A 20,080-nucleotide genomic window follows, 5' to 3' on the forward strand; every position below is an offset into this window, starting at 1 on the left:
TATGAGCCAATACAAAATTATTTTTACCGGTCCCGTTGGCGCAGGTAAAACAACAGCTATCGAATCAATAAGCGATGTGCCCCCGGTTAAAACGGATGCGGCTGCCAGTGACATGACAAAGAACAGGAAATCATCGACCACTGTAGCCATGGACTATGGGATTATGAATCTTGCAGGTGGTGAGAAAATTCATCTTTACGGTACACCTGGCCAGGAACGCTTTGACTTTATGTGGGATATTCTGACCACGGGCGGTATAGGCCTGATTTTGCTGCTCGATAATACCCGAACGGATCCGTTCCAGGATATGAAGTTTTTTCTGGATTCGTTTCAAGAGTTTATAAAAAAAACCAATGTGGCCATTGGTGTAACTCAGATGGATTTAAGTGCTAAGCCGGCTATCAATGATTATCATATTCAATTGCAGGGCATGGGGCTTAAGCCGCCGGTATTTTCCGTCGACGCCCGGGTTAAAAATGATGTGTCTCTTTTAGTGCAGTCATTGCTGTATTCCTTGGATCCTGAACTCGAGGAATAGCACATGAGCAACTATGTCTTAACAGAGGGGGTGTATTTATACCCAACCCCGGCCGGTACTTATTACGCCGTCTGTTCTGTTAATAGGGACAAGCCTCGGCAGTTTTTAAGAGCATTACTTGCGCAGCAGCAAACCCCAGAACTCAACCTGTCGAATCTACAAAATTTAATGGACCAACAGGAAGAAGCAAAATGCCTGGAGTTATTGCATCATTGCCAAAAATTGGGCTGGGTTCAGGGGCTTGATGCAGCGCTGAATTATCCGCACGATGCCTTGGAAGATATTTTGCCTGAGCTATTAAGCAGAATTTCAGAAAATGGCAAGGTTCTTTTGGCTGATAGCCAAGGCTTCTATCTGGCTAGTCATGGGTTTCCGCATGAAGTTGCTGAGGAGTTATCGGCATTAAGCGCGGAAATTGCAATTATTCATGAACGCCGATCAGGATTATTGATGAATAATATGGGACTGGCTAGTAACGCTTGGGCTGTTATTGATGCGCGCGGTAATAGTCAGCTCGGGTTTTGGCCGTTATTTATTGGCAATAACCGCTTTGTTATTGCAATTTCGGGCATTCCCCACTTTAACCATCCAGAATTCGTTTCTCTGGTTTGGGCATTAAGTCTGCGTTATGCCACTAAATAACGCTTTATTAAAATTTGACCGTTCTAAACATAATTATTAAATAAAGGAGAGCAAAATATGCGCGCAGATATGCTGGCTTCAGTGTTAACAGAGCTTAATGGTACTTCGGCAGATATTGAAGCGTCAGGTGTAATATCAACGGATGGTTTAATGATGGCCTCTGTGTTGCCCGCCGGATTGGACGAAGACCGGGTTGGCGCCATGAGTGCCGCAATGCTGTCGTTAGGTGACCGCACCGCTCAAGAATTGACAAGGGGGACTCTGGAACAAGTTCTAATTAAGGGAGCTAAGGGCTATGTCCTGATGGTTTATGCCGGTAATGAATCCGTATTAACTGTTCTGGCAAAGCCGAATGCTAAATTAGGCTTGATTTTTCTTGACGTAAAGCGGGCCGCAAGCAGTATTGCGGAATTATTGTAGGTGCTTTGCGCAGTCAGGAATTACGGTCTTTTATAGAGCCCCAGTGTTCTTGTTCCAGGAAAATAACCATAGGATTTATATTATAAAAAATAAATAGTTATTGAAATATTATTAATTTAATACGAAATAATAGATTCAATATACTCAGCAACTGAGAAAGCTAATGCCACAAAACTTTAACGAATTGATCGATTATGCCAAGGCATTTTCCGGTTTAACGCCTGAGCTTGAGTTGTGTCTAAAAGATATTGGGCCAGAAATCACGCCGCATCTGAAAGCCGTCACTGATTCTTTTTATGATCAATTAGCGGCGATACCTGCAACGGCAAAATATCTGGAAGGCCGTCTTGAGACCTTGAAAATAGCTCATTTAAGATGGATGACAGGGCTATTTGCCGCTAATGTCGATGCTGAATTCGCTCAACATATGTTTCAAGTCGGTGATATTCACGTCAAAGTCAATCTGCCTGTTGAGTTTATGGCGGGTGCCATGACCCTGATCAATAATGAACTCATCCGTATCATTGTCGAAATATTTGGTCATGATCCTGAAAAATGCTCAAAAGCCCTGCAGGCGATCAGTTCCGTCACCGGGCTTACCCTGATGATAATGCAGCAGTCCTATCAAGAGTCGACGATTGCCGATGAACTGGAGAAATTCCTCTGTATTTCCGGCATGAGTAGAACGCTATTTGCCAATCTTGCCAAGGCCTATAAATAATCAGAAATTAACCTCATAAAATCAATGCCCTGATGATACTCATTAACGACAGGGCGTTGATTTTTACTGGCCGCGATGAAGGGCGGCACGCTTGATATGAAAATAAGAAACAGTAACGGCCCCATTATCCTGCGTGTTGATTTAAGCTGGCTGACTACAACATATAAAAACTGGTGCTCAGTTAAACTGAAACGTAACCAGATGGAGAAACACAATGCTTGATGATATGAAACCAGAAGACATAACCGGTGATTATCAGGAGGTTACTCTGAATTTATACGACGGTGCGAAGCGCAAGGTGTTATATACCCAAATTGAAACGCCTTATCCTGACGGCAAGCTGATCGTATCGACGACGGACCCGGAGGGCGTCATTACGCATGTCAATCAGGCTTTTATTGAAATGTCCGGCTATACCGAAGATGAACTGATCAATGCCCCTCATTCGATTCTAAGGCATCCGGATATGCCGCCGGCGGCTTTCAAGGATTTATGGGATACGGTGCAAAGAGGGGATAAATGGCAGGGGTTTGTTAAAAACTTGCGCAAGGATGGCGGTTATTACTGGGTCAAGGCCACCGTTATTCCCAATGTAAGAAAAGGCAAAGTAGTCGGATATACCTCTGTGCGCCGAAAACCCTCCCGGACGAAAGTGGAAGAATGCATCAGGCTTTATCCAACCTTGTTTTAATCTATACGGAGCCTAATCATGCCAAACATGTTTACAGTCAGTCCAGATTTTCCCCCCGATCATATTTCCGGCTGGTATATCTTTAATACCTGGCTTCAAAAACAGACCGGGGAAGCGATTCATTTGGAAATGTATAACAATTTCCCTACGCAAAGAGCCGCCATCGACCAGGACAAAATTGATTTGATTTATGCGAATCCATTTGATGCCGCCATGCTGGTGCGCGAAAAAGGCTTTTCACCATTAGTGAGGCCGGTCGGTGTGACTGATGAAGCTATTATTGCTGTCCAGGCTCAAAATGCAGTGGAAGATGTGGCTCATTTGTCGCCGGGTATTCGGGTAGCCGTCACAGAAGATCCTGATGTCCGTTTAATGGGCATGATCATGTTGGAACCCGGGGACTTGGATAACAGTAATGTGCAGGCAATTGTCTGCGATAGCTATATTCTCATTGCAAAACAACTGCTGCGCGGAGATGCCGATGTCGGTATTTTTCTGGCCGAAGCTTATGATAATTTATCGAATATCATCAAAAGCCAGCTGAAAGTGCTGGTCCGCAGCCAGATTAGCGTCGTTCATCATTCGTTGATGATCGGTCCGAGACTGGCGGATAAAAAAGAAGTCTTTCAAAAATTGCTGGTCGACATGAATAATGATGAGAAAGGGCAAGGGGTGTTGAAAAGTCTGGGTTTTGATGCCTGGATTCGCGTGGACGATGAAGAAATGGAATTTATGATTGATTTGATGGATACTTTGAATACATAGATGCACAATGCCGGCTTCATTAGTAAAATACTTGTCATAACATCGCCCGGACAGTAAAGTCCGCGGCCGTCAATTTATAACATTATCATTTATCTTGCTTTCGAGCTTTAGGCACTAGCATTGAGCCGATGGGTCGAATGGGTAATTCTGCTTAATTCTTAAGGTTAATCTATGTGTATTTCTCTTGCCGTGCTTGAAAAAGTGGTCCGTGAAGCCGGAACTATCGCTCTGACGCATTTCAAAAATCTGAAGGATCTGGAAGTCAGTAGAAAAAGCCCGCGCGATTTTGTGACCGAGGCTGATGTCGCTGTAGAGGCTTTTTTAAAAGAGGCTCTGGCTAGAGAGTACCCGCAATTCGGTTTTTGGGGTGAGGAAAGTGGTAAAACCGAAAATCAGTCCAGCCGCTGGGTGGTCGATCCGATAGACGGCACACATTCATTTTCGCGCGGTCAGTATTTTTGGGCGCTCAGCGTGGCACTGGAAATCGATGGGGAATTAGTGGCCGGTGCGGTGTATGCCCCGGCACTCGGTGATTATTACTGCGCCGAGAAAGGTAAAGGAGCATGGAAAAACGGTCAGCCTATCACGGTTTCATCGGAAACTGATCTTGGTTCTGCAATGGTGTGTACAGGTTTTGCCTGTTTGCGCAATTATCTGGAACAGAACAATCTTGAACGTTTCTGCCGTATCGCGCGGGTTACGACAGGGCAGCGCCGTTTTGGTTGTGCGGCGATGGACGTATGCCTGGTCGCCGACGGTCAGATCGATGCGTTCTGGGAACAGGAATTGAACCTGTATGATATTGCTGCAGGCGCTTTAATTGCCAAAGAGGCTGGCGCGACCGTGACCGACTTTCAGGGTAACGCGGGCGTTTTTCCGAAGCAGATTTTAGTCACAAACGGGAAGATTCTCGATCAAATCCTCCCGCTTATGTAAGGCCTTAAGCGGTTATTCCGCTTTAGCTATTTCAGCACGCATCGCGTCGATCACGGCTTTATAGTCAGGCTGGCCGAATATCGCCGAGCCCGCTACGAAGGTGTCGGCGCCGGCCGCTTTGATGTCGCGGATGTTGTCGACTTTAACGCCGCCGTCGATTTCCAGTCGTATATCCAGTCCACTGTCATCGATGCGTTTTCTGACTTCACGCAGCTTAGGCAGTGCGGACGGGATAAAAGACTGACCGCCAAAACCCGGATTGACCGACATCAATAAAATCATGTCGATTTTATCCATCACATAATCCAGATAATGCAACGGTGTGGACGGGTTGAATACCAGACCGGCTTTGCAACCGCAGTCATGGATCAATTGCAGGGTTCTGTCGACGTGAACCGATGCTTCCGGATGAAAAGTGATATAGCTGGCACCCGCCTTGGCGAAATCGGGAATAATGCGGTCCACGGGCTCGATCATTAAATGTACGTCGATGGGTGCGGTAACGCCGTGTTTTCTTAAGGCCTCACAGACCAACGGACCGATAGTCAGGTTAGGTACAAAATGATTGTCCATGACATCAAAATGCACGACATCGGCGCCGGCTTTTAGAACATTGTCGACTTCTTCGCCCAGTTTGGCGAAATTCGCCGATAGAATGGAAGGTGCAATCCAGTTTTCATTCATTTTTTTACCCTCTTAATATTGTTTGAATAATTATTTTTTTGATGGAGGCCGCCTGAAGCTTGGAGCGGCCGTGTACTATGGTCTAATGGCGGGAGAAAGGCTCAAATGGTAGCCTTCCGGCATGATTTTTATAAAGTAACGACTTCGTTGCCTTTGCCGACCAATACGATATCGGCACCTCTCAATGCGAACAAGCCGACGGTCACAACGCCCGGAATATTGTTAATGGTTTTTTCCAGCTCGATAGGATCGGTAATATTCAGGTTGCGGATATCAATGATTTCATTGCCGTTATCGGTAATAAAGTTTTCTCTCCAAACCGGCTGGCCGCCCAGCTTGACCATTTCACGTGCGACAAAGCTGCGAGCCATCGGAATGACTTCAATAGGCAGCGGGAACGCGCCCAATACATCCACGCATTTGGATTCATCGGCAATGCAGACAAATTTTTCGCTGGCTTCGGCGATGATTTTTTCCCTGGTCAAAGCACCGCCGCCGCCCTTGATCAGTTTTTTGTCGGGATTGACTTCATCCGCCCCGTCTATATAGATTTTAAGATCGTTAACGGCATTCAGGTCCAGAACCGGAATGCCGACTTTTTTCAAACGCTCGGTAGTGCCAATGGAACTGGAGACAGCGCCTTCGATATCGGCTTTATAGTCAGCCAGCATTTCGATAAAGAAATTAACCGTTGAGCCGGTGCCGACCCCGATAATGGGAATATCTTTAACATATTGCAGGGCGGCTTCGGCAACTTTTTTTTTCAGTTCGTTTTGAGTCATAGGTCGTTTTAATGTTAAGGGTTAATGGTGTCGCGTTAAGGCGATTCGTATTTAAAGCAATAACCATAAGAGTGGCTATTGAAAAAGCAATGGCAGGAAATTATATAAAAAATAACACCGATTGAGTAATGCTAAGTAAAAGGATAATAAACATTTATAAATGATTATGGGTCTTAAAGCCGATATCCCGGTTATTATGAAAACCGATAGCGCTTTATAATCACAAGCTTTATTCAGAATTTTCATAACTATTTTAGGAGGAAAACATGGCAGCAACCCCTTCAAACATGATGCCCTTGGGCACTATCGCTCCCGATTTCGATTTGTTCAATCCCGTCACGGGTTCTCACAACAGTTTGCAAGAATTAAAAGGTAAAAAAGGCACGGTAGTGATGTTTATCTGTAATCATTGTCCTTATGTGCTGCATGTGAAAGATCAGTTGATCGATATTGCCAGGCATTATGCGGCGTTGGGCATCAGCACTATCGCCATCAGTGCCAATGATATAGCAAATTACCCGCAGGACGCGCCGGACAAGATGAAGGAAATGATGGATGCCTGGGGGCACCCTTTCGCGGCATACCTGTATGATGAAAGCCAGGACACCGCCAAGGCCTATCAGGCGGCTTGTACCCCTGATATTTATGTGTTTGATCAAAACCTGGCCTGCGTTTATCGCGGCCGCCTGGATGGCGCGACGCCAAAAAACGATGTGCCGCTGACTGGCGAGGATCTGCGCAATGCGCTGGACAATCTGCTGGCCAATAAACCTATCAATACCGAGCAGATTCCCAGCATCGGCTGCAATATCAAATGGAAGGAAGCATAGCGCCCGGCGACTGGCTACAGGACCCGAATAGGATCCTGTAGCGGTTGACTGGTGTTATTTTTTTAGCGCGGCCGCTTCTGTGGCGCGGCGTTTGATTTCGTCCCAGTCTTCCTTGTCCACGAGATCGGCAGGCGCCATCCACGAGCCGCCGACACAGGCGACATTGCTCAACGCCAGATAATCGGCCGCGTTTTTTGGGCTGATGCCGCCAGTCGGGCAGAAGGTGACCTGCGGCAGCGGACCACCGATCGATTTCAGCATCGGGATGCCGCCGGCGGCTTCAGCCGGGAAAAATTTCATTTCCGTGATGCCTTTTTCCATCAGACGCATGACTTCGCTAGGGCTGATGACGCCAGGCAGGATAGGCACACCCGACTGAAGCGCGGCATCAATCAGGCTTTCGGTCACGCCGGGGCTGACCAGAAACTCAGAGCCGGCATCGATGGCCTGCTTTAATGTTTCCAGGTTGATAACGGTGCCGGCACCGACGATGGCCCCCGGCACCTCGGCTTTGATTCTTCTGATCGCATCCAGGGCAATCGGTGTGCGCAGGGTAATTTCCAGCACTTTCAATCCGCCTTCAACCAGTGCATGCGCCAGCGGCACGGCATGTTCCAGTTTGTTGATAACCATCACCGGCACGACCGGGGACGTGTTCATAATGTCTTTAATGGATGCAGTCATTAATAAATTCCAATTTATAAACTAAAAGATAGCCATTCTGGCTGGAGAAATAATAGACCCGGCCCGGAAAAATCCGGACCGGTGCAATCAGTACCGATTAATCTTCAACCCATAGGTTGGATGCCCCGGTTTCAGATGACGATGCGCCGCGGCGGAAAGCGCCGAACAGCTCGCGTCCCATGCCGCAGTGATGGTTCGTGGCCGTATTGACGGCCGGTGTGCGGGCATTGAATTCGGCTTCATCCACCCGGACATTGATTTCGCCGGTTTGTGTGTTCAAATAAATGATGTCGCCGTCGCGCACTTTGGCCAGCGGGCCGCCGTCGGCGCATTCAGGGCACATGTGTATCGCGGACGGTACCTTGCCGGAAGCGCCGGACATGCGGCCGTCGGTCACTAGCGCGACTTTGAAGCCCTTATCCTGGAGTACGCCCAATGGCGGCGTCAGTTTGTGCAGCTCGGGCATGCCATTCGATTTGGGCCCCTGGAAACGGATGACCGCGATGAAGTCTTTTTCCAGTTCGCCGCGTTTAAACGCCGCCATCATATCGTCCTGATCATCAAATACGACCGCGGGTGCCTCAACGATCTGATGCTCTTCCGCCACGGCGGAAATTTTGGAAACGCCGCGGCCCAGGTTGCCGTGCATCACATGCAGGCCGCCGCTGGTCGCGAACGGCTTGGCAACGGTGCTAAGCACTTCCGTATCCAGCGATGCCTCGGGACAAGGCTCCCAAGTCAATTTGCCGTCAAGCAAGCGAGGTTCCTGCGTGTAATTTTTCATGCCATGCTCGTCGGCGACGGTTAGAAGGTCTTCGTGCAGCAGACCGTTCCGCAACAGCTCGGCAATCAGGACGCCCATGCCGCCGGCGGCCTGGAAGTGGTTGACGTCGGCCTGGCCGTTCGGATAAATGCGGGTCAGCAGCGGGATGATGCGGGACAGTTTGTCAAAGTCATCCCAGTTGATGATGATGCCGGCGGCGCGCGCGATGGCAATCAGGTGAATCGTATGATTGGTGGAACCGCCCGTGGCCAGCAGCCCAATGATGGCGTTCACAATCGCTTTTTCAGTGATCATATGCGCGATCGGACGGAAATCGTTGCCTTGGGAAGTGAATTTCAGAACCTGCCTGGCGGCGGCTTTAGTCAATTCATCGCGCAATGGCGTGTAAGGGTTGATGAATGAGCTGCCCGGCAGGTGCAGGCCCATGATCTCAACCATCATCTGGTTGCTGTTGGCCGTGCCGTAGAAGGTACAGGTGCCGGCACTGTGGTAAGACTGCGATTCCGATTCCAGCAGTTCCTTGCGGCCGACTTTGCCTTCCGCGTACAGCTGGCGGATGCGAACCTTTTCTTTGTTAGGCAGGCCGCTGGGCATCGGCCCCGCCGGCACGAATACCGCCGGCAGATGGCCGAAACTCAGGGCGCCGATCAGAAGACCCGGTACGATCTTATCGCAAACGCCCAGATACAGGGCGCCGTCGAACATGTTGTGGCTCAAGCCGATTGCGGTCGCCATGGCGATCACGTCGCGGCTGAACAGCGACAGCTCCATGCCGGGCTGACCCTGCGTGATGCCGTCGCACATGGCCGGCACGCCGCCGGCAAACTGGGCGACGCCGCCCGCTTCCTTGATGGCTTGTTTAATCAGCGCTGGCGCGTCTTTAAACGGCTCATGGGCGGAGAGCATGTCATTATAAGAAGAGATAATCGCAATATTGGCTTTCTCGCTGCCGGCCAAGTCGGTCTTCTCGCCGGACGCACAGGCGGCAAAGCCGTGCGCCAGGTTGCCGCAGGCCAGTTTCGCGCGGTGCGGACCTTTTTCAACCGCGGCGTCGACGCGCGCCAGATAGGCGTCACGTGTTGCACGGCTGCGTTCAATAATTTCTTCAGTAACTTTTTCTAATATAGGGTGCATAATATTCTCTTCCTACGACTGCTTGTGATGACGGCTTAACATTAGTCAATATACCTCAAGGTGCCCAATACAGTTCAACCGGCACTTTATTCTGCCGTAGCACAGCGCGTACTGGCATGTCTTCTACTGGGCCTTCGGTCATGGCTCGACGGAATACGGCGAGCTTTTCCACGCCGGTCAACAAAATGATCAAGCGCTCTGACTGTAGCAGGCCGTTCAGCGTCAAGGTTAAACGTTCGGTATTAGGGCCGGTAACATCGCTCTGCTTGGCCATGATGGCGGCGGTGAGTTGCTGATTGTTTTCTGCCAGGGCATCAGTCAGGCCGTCCGCATGCGGGAATAAGGAGGCGGTATGGCCATCATTGCCCATGCCCAGTATGGATATCGCGAACGGTTTCGGTAGCGCCTGATACAGCGCTTCTGTTTCGGCGCAGCCTTCAGCGGCGCTCGCTGCCGCGTTTTTCATGCCGACGAATGAAGCCCTGGCTGCGTTATTAGTCAGGAGCGAGCAATCAATGAGGGCTTCATTGCTGGCGCTGTGCTCTTTGTTTACCCAGCGTTCGTCGACCAGGGCAACATTGATGTTGTCCCAGTCCAGGTCGGACAGGGATAACGCTTCGTACAATGGCGCCGGGGTGCTGCCTCCGGATACCATGAAGGTTGTCGCGCCTCTGTCGCTCAGGGCTTTTGCCAGATGGGTCCGGCAATCGCTTGCCAACGCCGCGAATAAACTGGCGCGGTCTTCAAACAAAAATTCTTTAACCATGGCTGTGCTCTTTAATTCTATTTTTTGTAGCCCTCTCCATGGCGGAAAGGGCGTGAAATATTTATTATTTATAACATGGATCTTCCCAGGCCCTGCCGTCCCGGGCAAGCAGTTCATCCGCTTCGGCCGGTCCCCAGGTGCCTGCGGGGTAAGGCTTAGGGGCTGTATCAATATGCGCCCAGGCATCTTGTATCGAATCAATCCATGTCCAGGCCTGTTCGATTTCTTCACGGCTCAGGAACAATGTCGGATTGCCGCGCATGGCTTCGAGCACCAGTTTTTCATAGCCTCCGAAAAGACTGCTCTTTTTGAAGGATTCATCAAAACTTAAATCCAGCTTGGTCTTGTGCAGCTTAATGTGTTCATCAATCCCCGGGATTTTGTTCAGCATCACGATATCGATGCCTTCATTCGGCTGAAGGTGAATAATGAGCTTGTTGGGGGGCAGGACGTCGTAACTGTCTGTAAAAATATTGTGCGGCAAGCGTTTAAAGTAAATGACAATCTCGGTGCGCTTGCCAGCCATGCGTTTGCCCGTGCGCAGGTAAAAAGGCACATCCGCCCAGCGCCAGTTATCGATATCGACGCGCAAGGCGACAAAGCTTTCCGTCGTGCTGTCCTTATTGGCGCCTTCTTCTTCCAGATAACCGGGTACTGCTGTGCCTTTGATAACGCCGGATGCGTATTGTCCACGCACCGTTTTTTCTTCAACGTTGTCAATGGTAATGGGACGCAGTGCTTCAAGCACTTTGATCTTCTCTCTGTGTATGTTCTGGGCCTCCAGGTTGACCGGCGGATCCATGGCAACAAAAGTCAAAATCTGCAACAGGTGGTTCTGCAGCATGTCGCGTAACTGTCCGGTTTTATCAAAGTAATCCCAGCGGCCTTCAATGCCGACCTCTTCACCGACCGTAATCTGAATATGGTCGATGGTGTTATGGTCCCAGTTAGAGGTGAAAATGGAGTTGGCGAAGCGCAGTGCCAATAAGTTGAGTACCGTTTCCTTGCCTAAATAATGATCGATACGGAACACTTGCTCCTCGCTGAAAACCTCAGCGACGGCATCGTTGATTTCCTTGGAGGAATTAAGATCGTGACCGATAGGCTTTTCCATCACCATGCGTGATTCTTTGTTTAAAACCCCCGATTGGTCGAGGCCCTGGCAAATGTTTTTAAATAAAAACGGTGCGACGGCAAAATAATTGACCATAACCCTGGTGCTTGGATCGAGGACGTCATGTAACTGTTTGTACTGGTCCAGTTGCGTCAAGTCTATTTGCAGGTACGAAAGCCTCGCGGAGAAGGTTTTCCATACGCTGGCATCGATTTCTTCATTCAGAAAATCCTGCAGGCTTTTGTAGGCAATGTCGATATAGGCGGCGCTGTCCTGGGCAATTCTGTCGATACCTATGATCCGGGTGTCGGGCTCAATTAAATTGGCTTTTTCAAGTCGGTATAAAGAAATGAGCAGTTTGCGGCGGGATAAATCTCCCATGGCCCCATAAATGACTAAATCGCAGGGTTTAAATGTTGTCGTTTGCATTTTTGTTTTGTTAAAAAATTAAGATGAAGTTTAATGAATGTCAGTTGTATTTAGGAAAATCAGGCTGAACACGAAATAGTTGTGTCCGCGGGTGAAAAAACAAATAGAGTGCGCTTTCGAGAGTCATCCCGAAATGAGTTGGAAAAAACTGAAAAGCAGTATTAACCCTGGTGTTTTGGCCAGTAAGCGGATCGCTATTGCTTGTCCGTCGGGCAATGAGGGAAAACAGTTGTTTCATACGTTCTTTGACAAGCAAATGGTCAGTTATGGTTCCTGGGAATAGTTGATATATCAATGTTTTTCAACTCTTTGCTGTTTCTTGGCGTTTCGATCGTTAAATAATAGCGGGTGGTTCCATGCCGGTGACTGGAGAATCCATGCTTCAGGCTGCGGATCAACTTGAATATTATACATGAATGTCTCGATGCTGCTCGAGCCATGTGCGATGTTCTTCCTTTGATGGAATGCCCAGGCGAGCACCTGTTCTGGTGCAGCAAAGGGCTCCGGCGGCACTGGCATAGCGTAAGACATCGAGCCACTCCAGGCCTAAAGCGACAGCGGCGGCGAAGGCGCCATGAAAGGCATCGCCCGCGCCAGTGGTATCGACCGCGGCAACCGGAAAAGCCTGCAGAACGCCGCGCTCTTTGCCGCGTTGCCAGAGCAGTCCTTTTTCGCCTAGCGTGATGACGGCGGTAGGCGCGGTCTCCGCCAGGCGCATCAGGGCCGTTTCTTCGTTGCCGGCAAACTGGCGGGCGAATTTTTCCGAACAGACCAAATAATCGACCTGATCCATTAAGGCTAAAGTCCCTTCATGTAAAGAGCCCGCATCCAGTACAGTAGGAATGTTATCCCGCTGTGCGCGCTTCGCCAATGCCAGAGACAGATGGGGTTCGTGGCCATCGAACAGCACGACTTTGGGTTTGACTGAAGAGAAATCTACAGCGTCTGCCGGCAAGGCCCGGGTATCGCCTTTGTAATTGATCAAGGCTCTGTCCCCGTCCGGTTTGACCAATATTGTCGACAGCGGCGTAGGGGATGAGCCTCGTACGATAAGTCGGGTATTGACGCCGTATTCTACGAATTCCTCATTATGCTTGTCGCCATAAAGATCCAGGCCCAGATAGCCGGCGAAAGCGGCGTTAAGGCCCAGTCGCGAGACCATGACGGCGGCATTAGCGGCAGGCCCGCCTCCGCAGCTGATAAAACCGTCCGCAAAAAGTTTTTCATCCTTGGCGGGATGATGCGAAACCGAGAAAACCAGATCATAAGATGCATGACCGATGCAAAGTACATCCACTCTCATTAGATCAGCCGCCATGAAAGATTAAAATGATTTGAGCTCAAAGGTGAGGCCCTCAAGTAAATCGGCAAGGGTAAGGGTAAATTTTCGAAGATTATCATCATGGTGTATTTACTGGCAAGCCGGACTCGGCGGAGCGATGGAGTTTTCGGGTCTTAATTCGATTGATGGAAAGTATTCAGCCGGCAAAATCCACGACTGCTTAAGACGGAATGATCGGATTCCGTTTGTCATTGTCAGGTTGGCTGACTGGACAGCATCATAAATTGCGCGCTATTCTCCTGTTTTTCAATATTCTGGATTGGAAACCATTATGCAACTTACTCCTCAATTATTGCCGGGCCTGATTCAGGCTATCGCCGATGTAATCGAAAACAATGCCGAAGAGATAACCATTCTGGACCAGGCTATTGGCGACGGCGATCATGTGATTAATTTGCAGCGCGGCATTCAGGCCTTGATGGTGCAAAGCGCTGAAGTAAGTCAATTGGATTGGGATGCTGCCTGGCAGAAAATCGGTATGACATTGATGTCGACGGTAGGCGGTGCATCGGGTTCGCTATATGGCACCTTGTTTATTGCTATGAGCAAAGCGGCCCGCGAGCGGTTTCTGGATTTGTCCGGTTTTGCCGAGGTTTATGCCCAGGGCGTGGAAGCCGTCAAGCAGAGAGGAAAGGCGGATGTTGGTGAAAAAACCATGCTCGATGTTCTGGTTCCTGTAGCGGACAGCTTGCGACAATCATCGGCGGAGGGTGCCGAGTTGACTGTCGCGTTAACCAGGCTGGCAGAGGTGGCGGTCGCGGGTATGGAATCCACCCGCGATATGCTGGCCACCAAGGGTCGCGCTTCCTTTTTGGAAGAGCGGAGCAGGGGGCATATTGATGCTGGCGCTAAAACCGCTCAGTTAATGATTTGCGCGATAGTCGCTGTGCTGATCGAGCGCTTAACATCCCCAGCGTAAAGCCGCGGTATGAACCGGCGCATCCCATAACCGAATCAATTCCTCATCAAACAGCGTCAGCGTAACCGAGGCACCGGCCATGTCGAGTGATGTGGTGTAATTGCCGACCAAGGAACGGCAAATATTGATGCCGCGTTTTGCAAAGAAGTTGGCGGCCAGATCGTAAATCAGATGCAATTCCATTAACGGCGTTGCGCCAAAGCCGTTGACATGCAGCAATGCCGATTGGCCTTTTTTCGGATTCAGTTCTTCATCAATGGCTTGGGCGAGATGCTCGACAATTTCCATAGCGCTGGCTAATGCCATTGTCTCGCGGCCGCGTTCTCCGTGTATGCCGACGCCCATTTCCATTTCATTGTCGTCGATAGTAAATGTAGGGTGGCCAAGGGCCGGCACCGTGCAACTGCTCAGGGCCACGCCCATGGATGCCGTCGCCAGGTTGACGCGCTCGCCGAGCGCTTTGCACGTCGCCAAGTCGGCGCCGTTTTCCGCCGCGGCGCCGACGATTTTTTCCACGATTAAGGTGCCCGCGACACCACGTCGCCCGGTACTGTGGGTTTTGGGCAGCGATACGTCATCGTTTATCAAAACCGTTTCGTTCGGGCAGTCCAGCATTTCCGCCGCGATTTCGAAATTCATGACGTCCCCAGCGTAATTCTTGACGATAAACAGGATGCCGCCGCCATTTTCGACTGCCTGGGCGGCGGCCAGCATTTGGTCAGGGGTGGGCGAGGTGAATATCTGGCCGGGACAAGCCGCATCCAGCATGCCACGACCGACAAAACCGGTATGCAAAGGTTCATGGCCTGAGCCGCCGCCGGAAATCAAGGCCACTTTGCCGGAAACAGTCGGGGTGGCGCGCCTGATAAAATGCGGCTGAAGATTGAGCTGGATAATATCCGCATGGGCTTTGGCGAAGCCGCGAAGACTTTCGTCGAGCAATGTGTCAATACTGTTAATGAATTTTTTCATGGCGGCGACTCCTGTATTTTATAGTTATGTTTTCATGGTAGCGTGTGTCGGAAATGCGATCAATCGACTTGTGAAAGTCACATTCCCGGCTATATCGACAATCAGGAACAATCCCGCAATGCCTCGGTCACGGCCCGGATATCGGGCATCACCCAGGTTGGCTGGTAATTCGATTTTTTTACATCTTCTTCGGTGGATATGCCTGATAAAACCAGAAGGCTACGTATCCCGGTACGAACGGCGCCCAGAATATCCGTCTCCAGCCGGTCGCCAATCGCTACCGTTTCCGAAGGTTTTACACCCAGCAAGGCGAGGGCTTGCTGATATATGATCGGTTCCGGTTTGCCGATTATGGTTGGCGATATGCCGGTGGCGACTTGCAGGGCGGCCAGGATGGCGCCGTTGCCATGGGTGACGCCGTGCTCTGTCGGCAATGTCGTGTCACCATTGGTGCCTATAAAGTCCGCTCCCGCCCGAATATTCAATGTTGCTGTCGCCAGCTTGTCCCAGGTCAGCGTCTGATCCTTGCCGCAGACGACAATATGAGCGCCCAGGTTTTCTTGCGTGTCGGTATTTACCTCATACAATCCTGTAAGCATGAAGCCCTGGTCTAAAAGAGGTTGTCTTAAGCCATCCTCGCCGACAATAAATATTCGGGTGTTCTCGGGGGGATTACGTTCAGCGAGATACAATGCAGTTGCCGTGGCTGAAGTCAGAATATTGCTACGGTCCACTGTTGTTATCCCCATGCGTGCGAGTTTCGCGACATATTGCTCCGGAGTCAGGCTGGCGTTATTGGTGGCCAGAATGAATCGGATTTGATTGTCATGCAAGGCTTGAAAAAAGTCCTGTAATCCAGGTTGGGCTTGTTCACCATGCCATAAGACGCCATCCATATCGATGATGAATGCGCGAATATTAGTAAAGGATTCCATCAAAAAGGTCTCTCGGATAATTAAATTATGTTGGATTGGGTTTTGCAATCTTGAAGAAAATAGTCTACCGTTTCGCCGTGAGACATGGCGGGTTTAATTTGATGAAGGCGAGCCCGGTTGTTCCTGTCTCCACCTGTTGACTCAAGTCATCGATTAACCTCGTAAGCTGTCTGCCTGGATATGCAATACGACTAACTTTAACCCGGATTACATTTTAATGCTGTTTTGACTCATTATTCAAAGGCTTATGCGCTGGCCTTGTCTGGTTTGCTGACATGAAAATATATTCTAAAAGGCATCGGTCCTAGCTCGTCAGGGCTTATCACAATAGCTGACATAATAAAGTCATTCCATATATATAACGCATAATGGCATGTCTGAAATTGACCGTATGAACAGGCTCGACCAGTTCTCATCCTTGCGCTGACGTCGGGATTGGGCATTGACAGCCGTCCCCTTTCTAATTTACAGTTAGCATCGCATTAAATTATGTAACCAACTATAAATAAAACATATCGGAGCACGATCATGGCAAAACCATTAATTCAAATGGCATTAGATTCACTGGATTTCAACGCAACAGTTGCGCTTGCAGAACAAGTAGCGCCTCATGTTGATATTTTTGAAATCGGAACACCATGCATTAAGCATAACGGCATCAATCTGGTTAAAGAATTAAGAAACAGATTTCCAGATAAACTGCTTTTAGTTGACCTGAAAACAATGGATGCTGGTGAGTATGAAGCAACACCTTTCTATGCGGCAGGTGCTGATATTTGTACTGTTTTAGGCGTATCAGGTCTTGCGACTTGCGCTGGCGTTATCAAAGCAGCGAACGCACACGGTGCGGAAGCACAAATCGACTTGATTAATGTTGAAGATAAAATAGCATGCGCGCGCGCTACTGCTGAAATGGGTGCTCATATTATGGGTATTCATACAGGTCTTGATGCACAGGCTGCAGGCCACACACCATTTAGCGACTTGAACGATATTGCTAGATTAGGCTTAAACGTCAGAATCTCAGTTGCTGGCGGTATTAAACAATCTACTGTTCAAGATGTTGTAAAATCTGGCGCAAATATTATTGTTGTCGGTGCAGCGATCTATGGTGCTCCTTCCCCTGCTGAAGCGGCTCGTGAAATCCGTCAATTGGTTAATGCTGTAAGGGTATAAGTATGCATCAGCAACTTATCATAGAAAAAATTTCTGGTATTCTGGCGGCTACAGATAATTCATATGATGAAAAGCTGACTGGAATGCTCGATAAAGCATCCCGCATCTTTGTTTCAGGCGCAGGTCGATCAGGTTTGATCGGCCGGTTCTTCGCCATGAGATTGATGCATAGTGGTTATGATGTGAGTGTCGTTGGTGAGATCGTCACACCGAGCATTAAAAAAGGTGACCTGCTGATCATTATCTCAGGCTCCGGAGAAACTGAACAATTGGTGGCCTTCACCAAACGCGCTAAAGATATAGGCGCTGAAATTGTTTTAATCTCGGCGAAAAGCGACTCAACTATTGGTGATATGGCAGATGCGGTATTCCAAATCGGTAACCCTGAACAATATGGTAAAGTTGTCGGTATGCCGATGGGAACAGTGTTTGAACTGTCCACATTATTCTTTTTGGAGGCCCTGATTTCGCATGTGATACATGAAAAAGGAATTCCTGAAGAAGAAATGCGGTCTAGACACGCTAACTTAGAGTAGCACCAAAAAAACGAGTGGCTTACAGTCACTCGTTTTAACCGTATCAGATGTCAGGTATCGAAATTATTTCGTGACAAAGTTGATAGGGCTGATTAATTCATCATTTATACTCAACGCAGATCAAAATTCGGATACTTTGCCTTCTTTATCATAACCGCGAAATAAACGGTAAGAGGATGCATAATGATTCGGGCTTTGGTCTGTAAACATTATAAAAATTTATCTCTAAGGAGAAGATTATGACTTCGCGCCGAGAATTAGCGAACGCCATACGCGCTTTGAGCATGGATGCCGTACAGAAAGCAAACTCTGGTCACCCAGGCGCCCCTATGGGCATGGCGGACATTGCTGAAGTTTTGTGGAATGACTTCATGCGTCATAACCCCAACAATCCAAAATGGTCAAATCGCGACCGTTTTGTTCTTTCCAACGGCCATGGTTCGATGCTGATTTATTCACTGCTGCATCTGACCGGGTATGATCTGTCTATCGAAGATCTGAAAAATTTCCGTCAACTTCATTCTAAAACAGCAGGCCATCCAGAATATGGCTATGCGCCGGGTGTTGAAACCACTACCGGTCCATTAGGCCAAGGTATTACAAATGCCGTTGGCATGGCGATTGCCGAAAAAGCATTGGCGGCTGAATTCAACAGACCCGATCATACAATCGTCGACCATCACACATATGTGTTCATGGGTGACGGCTGCTTAATGGAAGGTATCTCACATGAGGCGTGTTCCCTGGCAGGCACCTTGGGCTTGGGTAATCTGATTGCATTCTGGGACGATAATGGCATTTCCATTGACGGCCACGTTGAAGGCTGGTTTACCGACAATACGCCAATGCGTTTTGAAGCGTACGGCTGGCATGTAATTCCTGATGTTGATGGTCATGATTCTCACGCTGTTCTAAAAGCGATCGAGATGGCTAAAGCGATGACCGACAAACCTACGTTGATCTGCTGCAAGACAACCATCGGTTTCGGCTCTCCTAATAAAAAAGGCAGCCATGCCTGCCACGGTGCGCCTTTGGGCCAAGATGAAATCAATCTGACCAAAGCTGCTTTAGGTTGGGATCATGATGCGTTTGAAGTGCCTGCCGATATTTATGCCGGCTGGGACGCCAAAGCGAAAGGCGCTAAAGCGGAACAGGAATGGAATGAGAAATTTGCCGCTTATAAAGCCGCTCATCCTGAATTAGCCGCTGAATATGAGCGCCGCATGGCCGGTGACTTGCCGGAAAACTGGGCTGCGGAAGCAGACAAGTTTATCAGTGCTGTCAATGATGAAGCTAAAACTACGGCTACTCGCCTTTCTTCATTGGCTTCCATTGAAGGTTATGCAAAAGTATTGCCTGAAATTTTTGGTGGTTCAGCCGATTTAGGTTGCTCTAACATGACCGAATGGTCCGGTTACAAACCGATGCGTGCGGATAAGCCGCATGCTAACTATGTTAACTACGGTGTACGTGAGTTCGGTATGTCGGCCATAATGAATGGCTTGGCACTGCATGGCGGGGTTATTCCATTCGGTGCGACTTTCCTGATGTTCTCCGAATATGCGCGAAATGCGTTGCGTATGGCTTCATTAATGAAGATCCGTTCGATCTTTGTTTACACCCATGACTCCATCGGTTTGGGTGAAGACGGTCCAACGCATCAGCCGATTGAGCAAACCGCAACGTTGCGTCTGATTCCAAATATGAATGTATGGCGTCCATGCGATGCGGTAGAAACCGCCGTATCATGGAGATCTGCTATTGAACGTAAAGACGGACCATCCGTTCTGGTATTTTCACGTCAAAACCTGCCACATGTACCTCGGAGTCAAGACCAAATTACCGCAATTTCTCGCGGCGGCTATATTCTGAAAGACAGCGATGGACAACCCGAAGCTATCATCATCGCTACTGGTTCTGAAGTTGAACTGGCATTGAAAGCTGCGGAAGAGTTGGCAGCTAATGGTCGGAAAATTCGTGTTGTCTCTATGCCTTCTACTAATATTTTCGACGCTCAAGATGCCGCTTACCGTGAGTCGGTATTGCCATCTGCCGTGACCAAGCGTGTGGCCGTGGAAGCGGGCGTGACCGATGTTTGGTGGAAATACGTAGGATCCAACGGCAAGGTCGTGGGTCTTGATCGTTTCGGTGAATCAGCGCCAGCAGGCGTACTCTTTAAAGAGTTCGGTTTCACCGTTGAAAACGTAGTCAAACACGTAGAAGCAGTACTTTAATCTATAAATAATATATATTATTTGGCGAGGAAACTCCTTGAACTGG

General features: G+C 49.1%; 21 protein-coding genes. 12 read left to right on the forward strand and 9 right to left on the reverse strand.

Annotated elements, in window-relative coordinates:
- The first annotated feature begins 1 nt into the window (after window position 1).
- The 7 genes from METMA_RS0114285 (at window position 2) to METMA_RS0114320 (ending at window position 4,713) form a co-directional block, all read left to right on the forward strand.
- Window positions 2-538: a GTP-binding protein gene (locus METMA_RS0114285; RefSeq protein ID WP_027147346.1), complete on the forward strand. Its 537-nt coding sequence runs from the start codon at window positions 2-4 to the stop codon at window positions 536-538.
- A 3-nt stretch (window positions 539-541) separates the two neighbouring features.
- Window positions 542-1,180, forward strand: coding sequence for a hypothetical protein (locus tag METMA_RS0114290; RefSeq protein ID WP_020159777.1), 639 nt, complete (start codon window positions 542-544; stop codon window positions 1,178-1,180).
- Window positions 1,181-1,237: 57 nt separating this feature from the next.
- Window positions 1,238-1,600 carry a roadblock/LC7 domain-containing protein gene (locus tag METMA_RS0114295; RefSeq protein ID WP_020159778.1) on the forward strand — a complete coding sequence of 121 codons (363 nt, stop codon included), beginning with the start codon at window positions 1,238-1,240 and terminating at the stop codon, window positions 1,598-1,600.
- Window positions 1,601-1,763: 163 nt separating this feature from the next.
- The gene (locus METMA_RS0114300; protein ID WP_020159779.1) at window positions 1,764-2,321 is read left to right on the forward strand and encodes a protoglobin domain-containing protein; all 558 of its coding nucleotides are present in this window, start codon (window positions 1,764-1,766) and stop codon (window positions 2,319-2,321) included.
- Between the two features lie 214 nt (window positions 2,322-2,535).
- Complete coding sequence (locus tag METMA_RS0114310; RefSeq protein ID WP_020159781.1) at window positions 2,536-3,012, forward strand: PAS domain-containing protein; 477 nt, start codon at window positions 2,536-2,538, stop codon at window positions 3,010-3,012.
- Between the two features lie 18 nt (window positions 3,013-3,030).
- A complete protein-coding gene (locus METMA_RS0114315) occupies window positions 3,031-3,777 on the forward strand; it encodes a phosphate/phosphite/phosphonate ABC transporter substrate-binding protein (protein ID WP_020159782.1) in 747 nt (248 codons plus the stop codon).
- 171 nt (window positions 3,778-3,948) lie between these two features.
- Window positions 3,949-4,713, forward strand: a complete 765-nt coding sequence (locus METMA_RS0114320) for an inositol monophosphatase family protein (protein WP_020159783.1) — start codon at window positions 3,949-3,951, stop codon at window positions 4,711-4,713.
- 12 nt (window positions 4,714-4,725) lie between these two features.
- Here METMA_RS0114320 and rpe read toward each other — a convergent pair whose 3' ends face one another.
- Window positions 4,726-5,397 carry a ribulose-phosphate 3-epimerase gene (gene rpe / locus METMA_RS0114325; RefSeq protein WP_020159784.1) on the reverse strand — a complete coding sequence of 224 codons (672 nt, stop codon included), beginning with the start codon at window positions 5,395-5,397 and terminating at the stop codon, window positions 4,726-4,728.
- A 128-nt stretch (window positions 5,398-5,525) separates the two neighbouring features.
- Window positions 5,526-6,179 (reverse strand): ribose-5-phosphate isomerase RpiA, encoded by a 654-nt coding sequence (gene rpiA / locus METMA_RS0114330; protein ID WP_020159785.1) that lies wholly within the window; start codon window positions 6,177-6,179, stop codon window positions 5,526-5,528.
- A 266-nt stretch (window positions 6,180-6,445) separates the two neighbouring features.
- Between rpiA and METMA_RS0114335 the strand changes: the two genes are divergently transcribed.
- On the forward strand, window positions 6,446-7,009 hold the full coding sequence (locus METMA_RS0114335) for a thioredoxin family protein (protein WP_027147348.1): 564 nt from the start codon (window positions 6,446-6,448) through the stop codon (window positions 7,007-7,009).
- Window positions 7,010-7,063: 54 nt separating this feature from the next.
- On the opposite strand, the gene METMA_RS0114340 is transcribed toward METMA_RS0114335, so the two are convergent.
- The 5 genes from METMA_RS0114340 to METMA_RS0114365 all read right to left on the reverse strand — a co-directional run bounded on the left by METMA_RS0114340 (window position 7,064) and on the right by METMA_RS0114365 (window position 13,223).
- Window positions 7,064-7,693 carry a bifunctional 4-hydroxy-2-oxoglutarate aldolase/2-dehydro-3-deoxy-phosphogluconate aldolase gene (locus METMA_RS0114340; protein WP_020159787.1) on the reverse strand — a complete coding sequence of 210 codons (630 nt, stop codon included), beginning with the start codon at window positions 7,691-7,693 and terminating at the stop codon, window positions 7,064-7,066.
- A 97-nt stretch (window positions 7,694-7,790) separates the two neighbouring features.
- Window positions 7,791-9,611 (reverse strand): phosphogluconate dehydratase, encoded by a 1,821-nt coding sequence (gene edd / locus METMA_RS0114345; RefSeq protein WP_020159788.1) that lies wholly within the window; start codon window positions 9,609-9,611, stop codon window positions 7,791-7,793.
- Window positions 9,612-9,666: 55 nt separating this feature from the next.
- A complete protein-coding gene (pgl, locus tag METMA_RS0114350; protein ID WP_020159789.1) occupies window positions 9,667-10,377 on the reverse strand; it encodes a 6-phosphogluconolactonase in 711 nt (236 codons plus the stop codon).
- Window positions 10,378-10,441: 64 nt separating this feature from the next.
- Window positions 10,442-11,920, reverse strand: coding sequence for a glucose-6-phosphate dehydrogenase (gene zwf, locus METMA_RS0114355; protein ID WP_027147349.1), 1,479 nt, complete (start codon window positions 11,918-11,920; stop codon window positions 10,442-10,444).
- Between the two features lie 406 nt (window positions 11,921-12,326).
- Window positions 12,327-13,223, reverse strand: a complete 897-nt coding sequence (locus tag METMA_RS0114365; protein ID WP_020159792.1) for a carbohydrate kinase family protein — start codon at window positions 13,221-13,223, stop codon at window positions 12,327-12,329.
- A 310-nt stretch (window positions 13,224-13,533) separates the two neighbouring features.
- Here METMA_RS0114365 and dhaL point away from each other — a divergent pair, with 310 nt between their 5' ends.
- Window positions 13,534-14,181, forward strand: a complete 648-nt coding sequence (gene dhaL, locus METMA_RS0114370; protein WP_027147350.1) for a dihydroxyacetone kinase subunit DhaL — start codon at window positions 13,534-13,536, stop codon at window positions 14,179-14,181.
- Here the strand turns inward: dhaL and dhaK are convergent.
- Both dhaK and METMA_RS0114380 read right to left on the reverse strand, forming a co-directional pair.
- Complete coding sequence (gene dhaK / locus METMA_RS0114375) at window positions 14,164-15,153, reverse strand: dihydroxyacetone kinase subunit DhaK (protein ID WP_020159794.1); 990 nt, start codon at window positions 15,151-15,153, stop codon at window positions 14,164-14,166. The genes dhaL and dhaK overlap by 18 nt on opposite strands.
- Window positions 15,154-15,254: 101 nt before the next feature.
- On the reverse strand, window positions 15,255-16,088 hold the full coding sequence (locus tag METMA_RS0114380) for an HAD-IIA family hydrolase (RefSeq protein ID WP_020159795.1): 834 nt from the start codon (window positions 16,086-16,088) through the stop codon (window positions 15,255-15,257).
- Window positions 16,089-16,616: 528 nt separating this feature from the next.
- On the opposite strand from METMA_RS0114380, the gene hxlA reads away from it, so the two are divergent.
- From hxlA to tkt, 3 genes are all read left to right on the forward strand, one after another.
- Window positions 16,617-17,264 carry a 3-hexulose-6-phosphate synthase gene (gene hxlA / locus METMA_RS0114385; RefSeq protein WP_020159796.1) on the forward strand — a complete coding sequence of 216 codons (648 nt, stop codon included), beginning with the start codon at window positions 16,617-16,619 and terminating at the stop codon, window positions 17,262-17,264.
- Between the two features lie 2 nt (window positions 17,265-17,266).
- Window positions 17,267-17,800 carry a 6-phospho-3-hexuloisomerase gene (gene hxlB, locus METMA_RS0114390; protein ID WP_020159797.1) on the forward strand — a complete coding sequence of 178 codons (534 nt, stop codon included), beginning with the start codon at window positions 17,267-17,269 and terminating at the stop codon, window positions 17,798-17,800.
- 239 nt (window positions 17,801-18,039) lie between these two features.
- Window positions 18,040-20,034, forward strand: coding sequence for a transketolase (gene tkt, locus METMA_RS0114395; protein WP_027147351.1), 1,995 nt, complete (start codon window positions 18,040-18,042; stop codon window positions 20,032-20,034).
- Window positions 20,035-20,080: the final 46 nt, after the last annotated feature.

Origin of the sequence: Methylobacter marinus A45 (genome assembly GCF_000383855.1) — a bacterium.
In the GTDB taxonomy this organism is placed as follows: domain Bacteria; phylum Pseudomonadota; class Gammaproteobacteria; order Methylococcales; family Methylomonadaceae; genus Methylobacter; species Methylobacter marinus.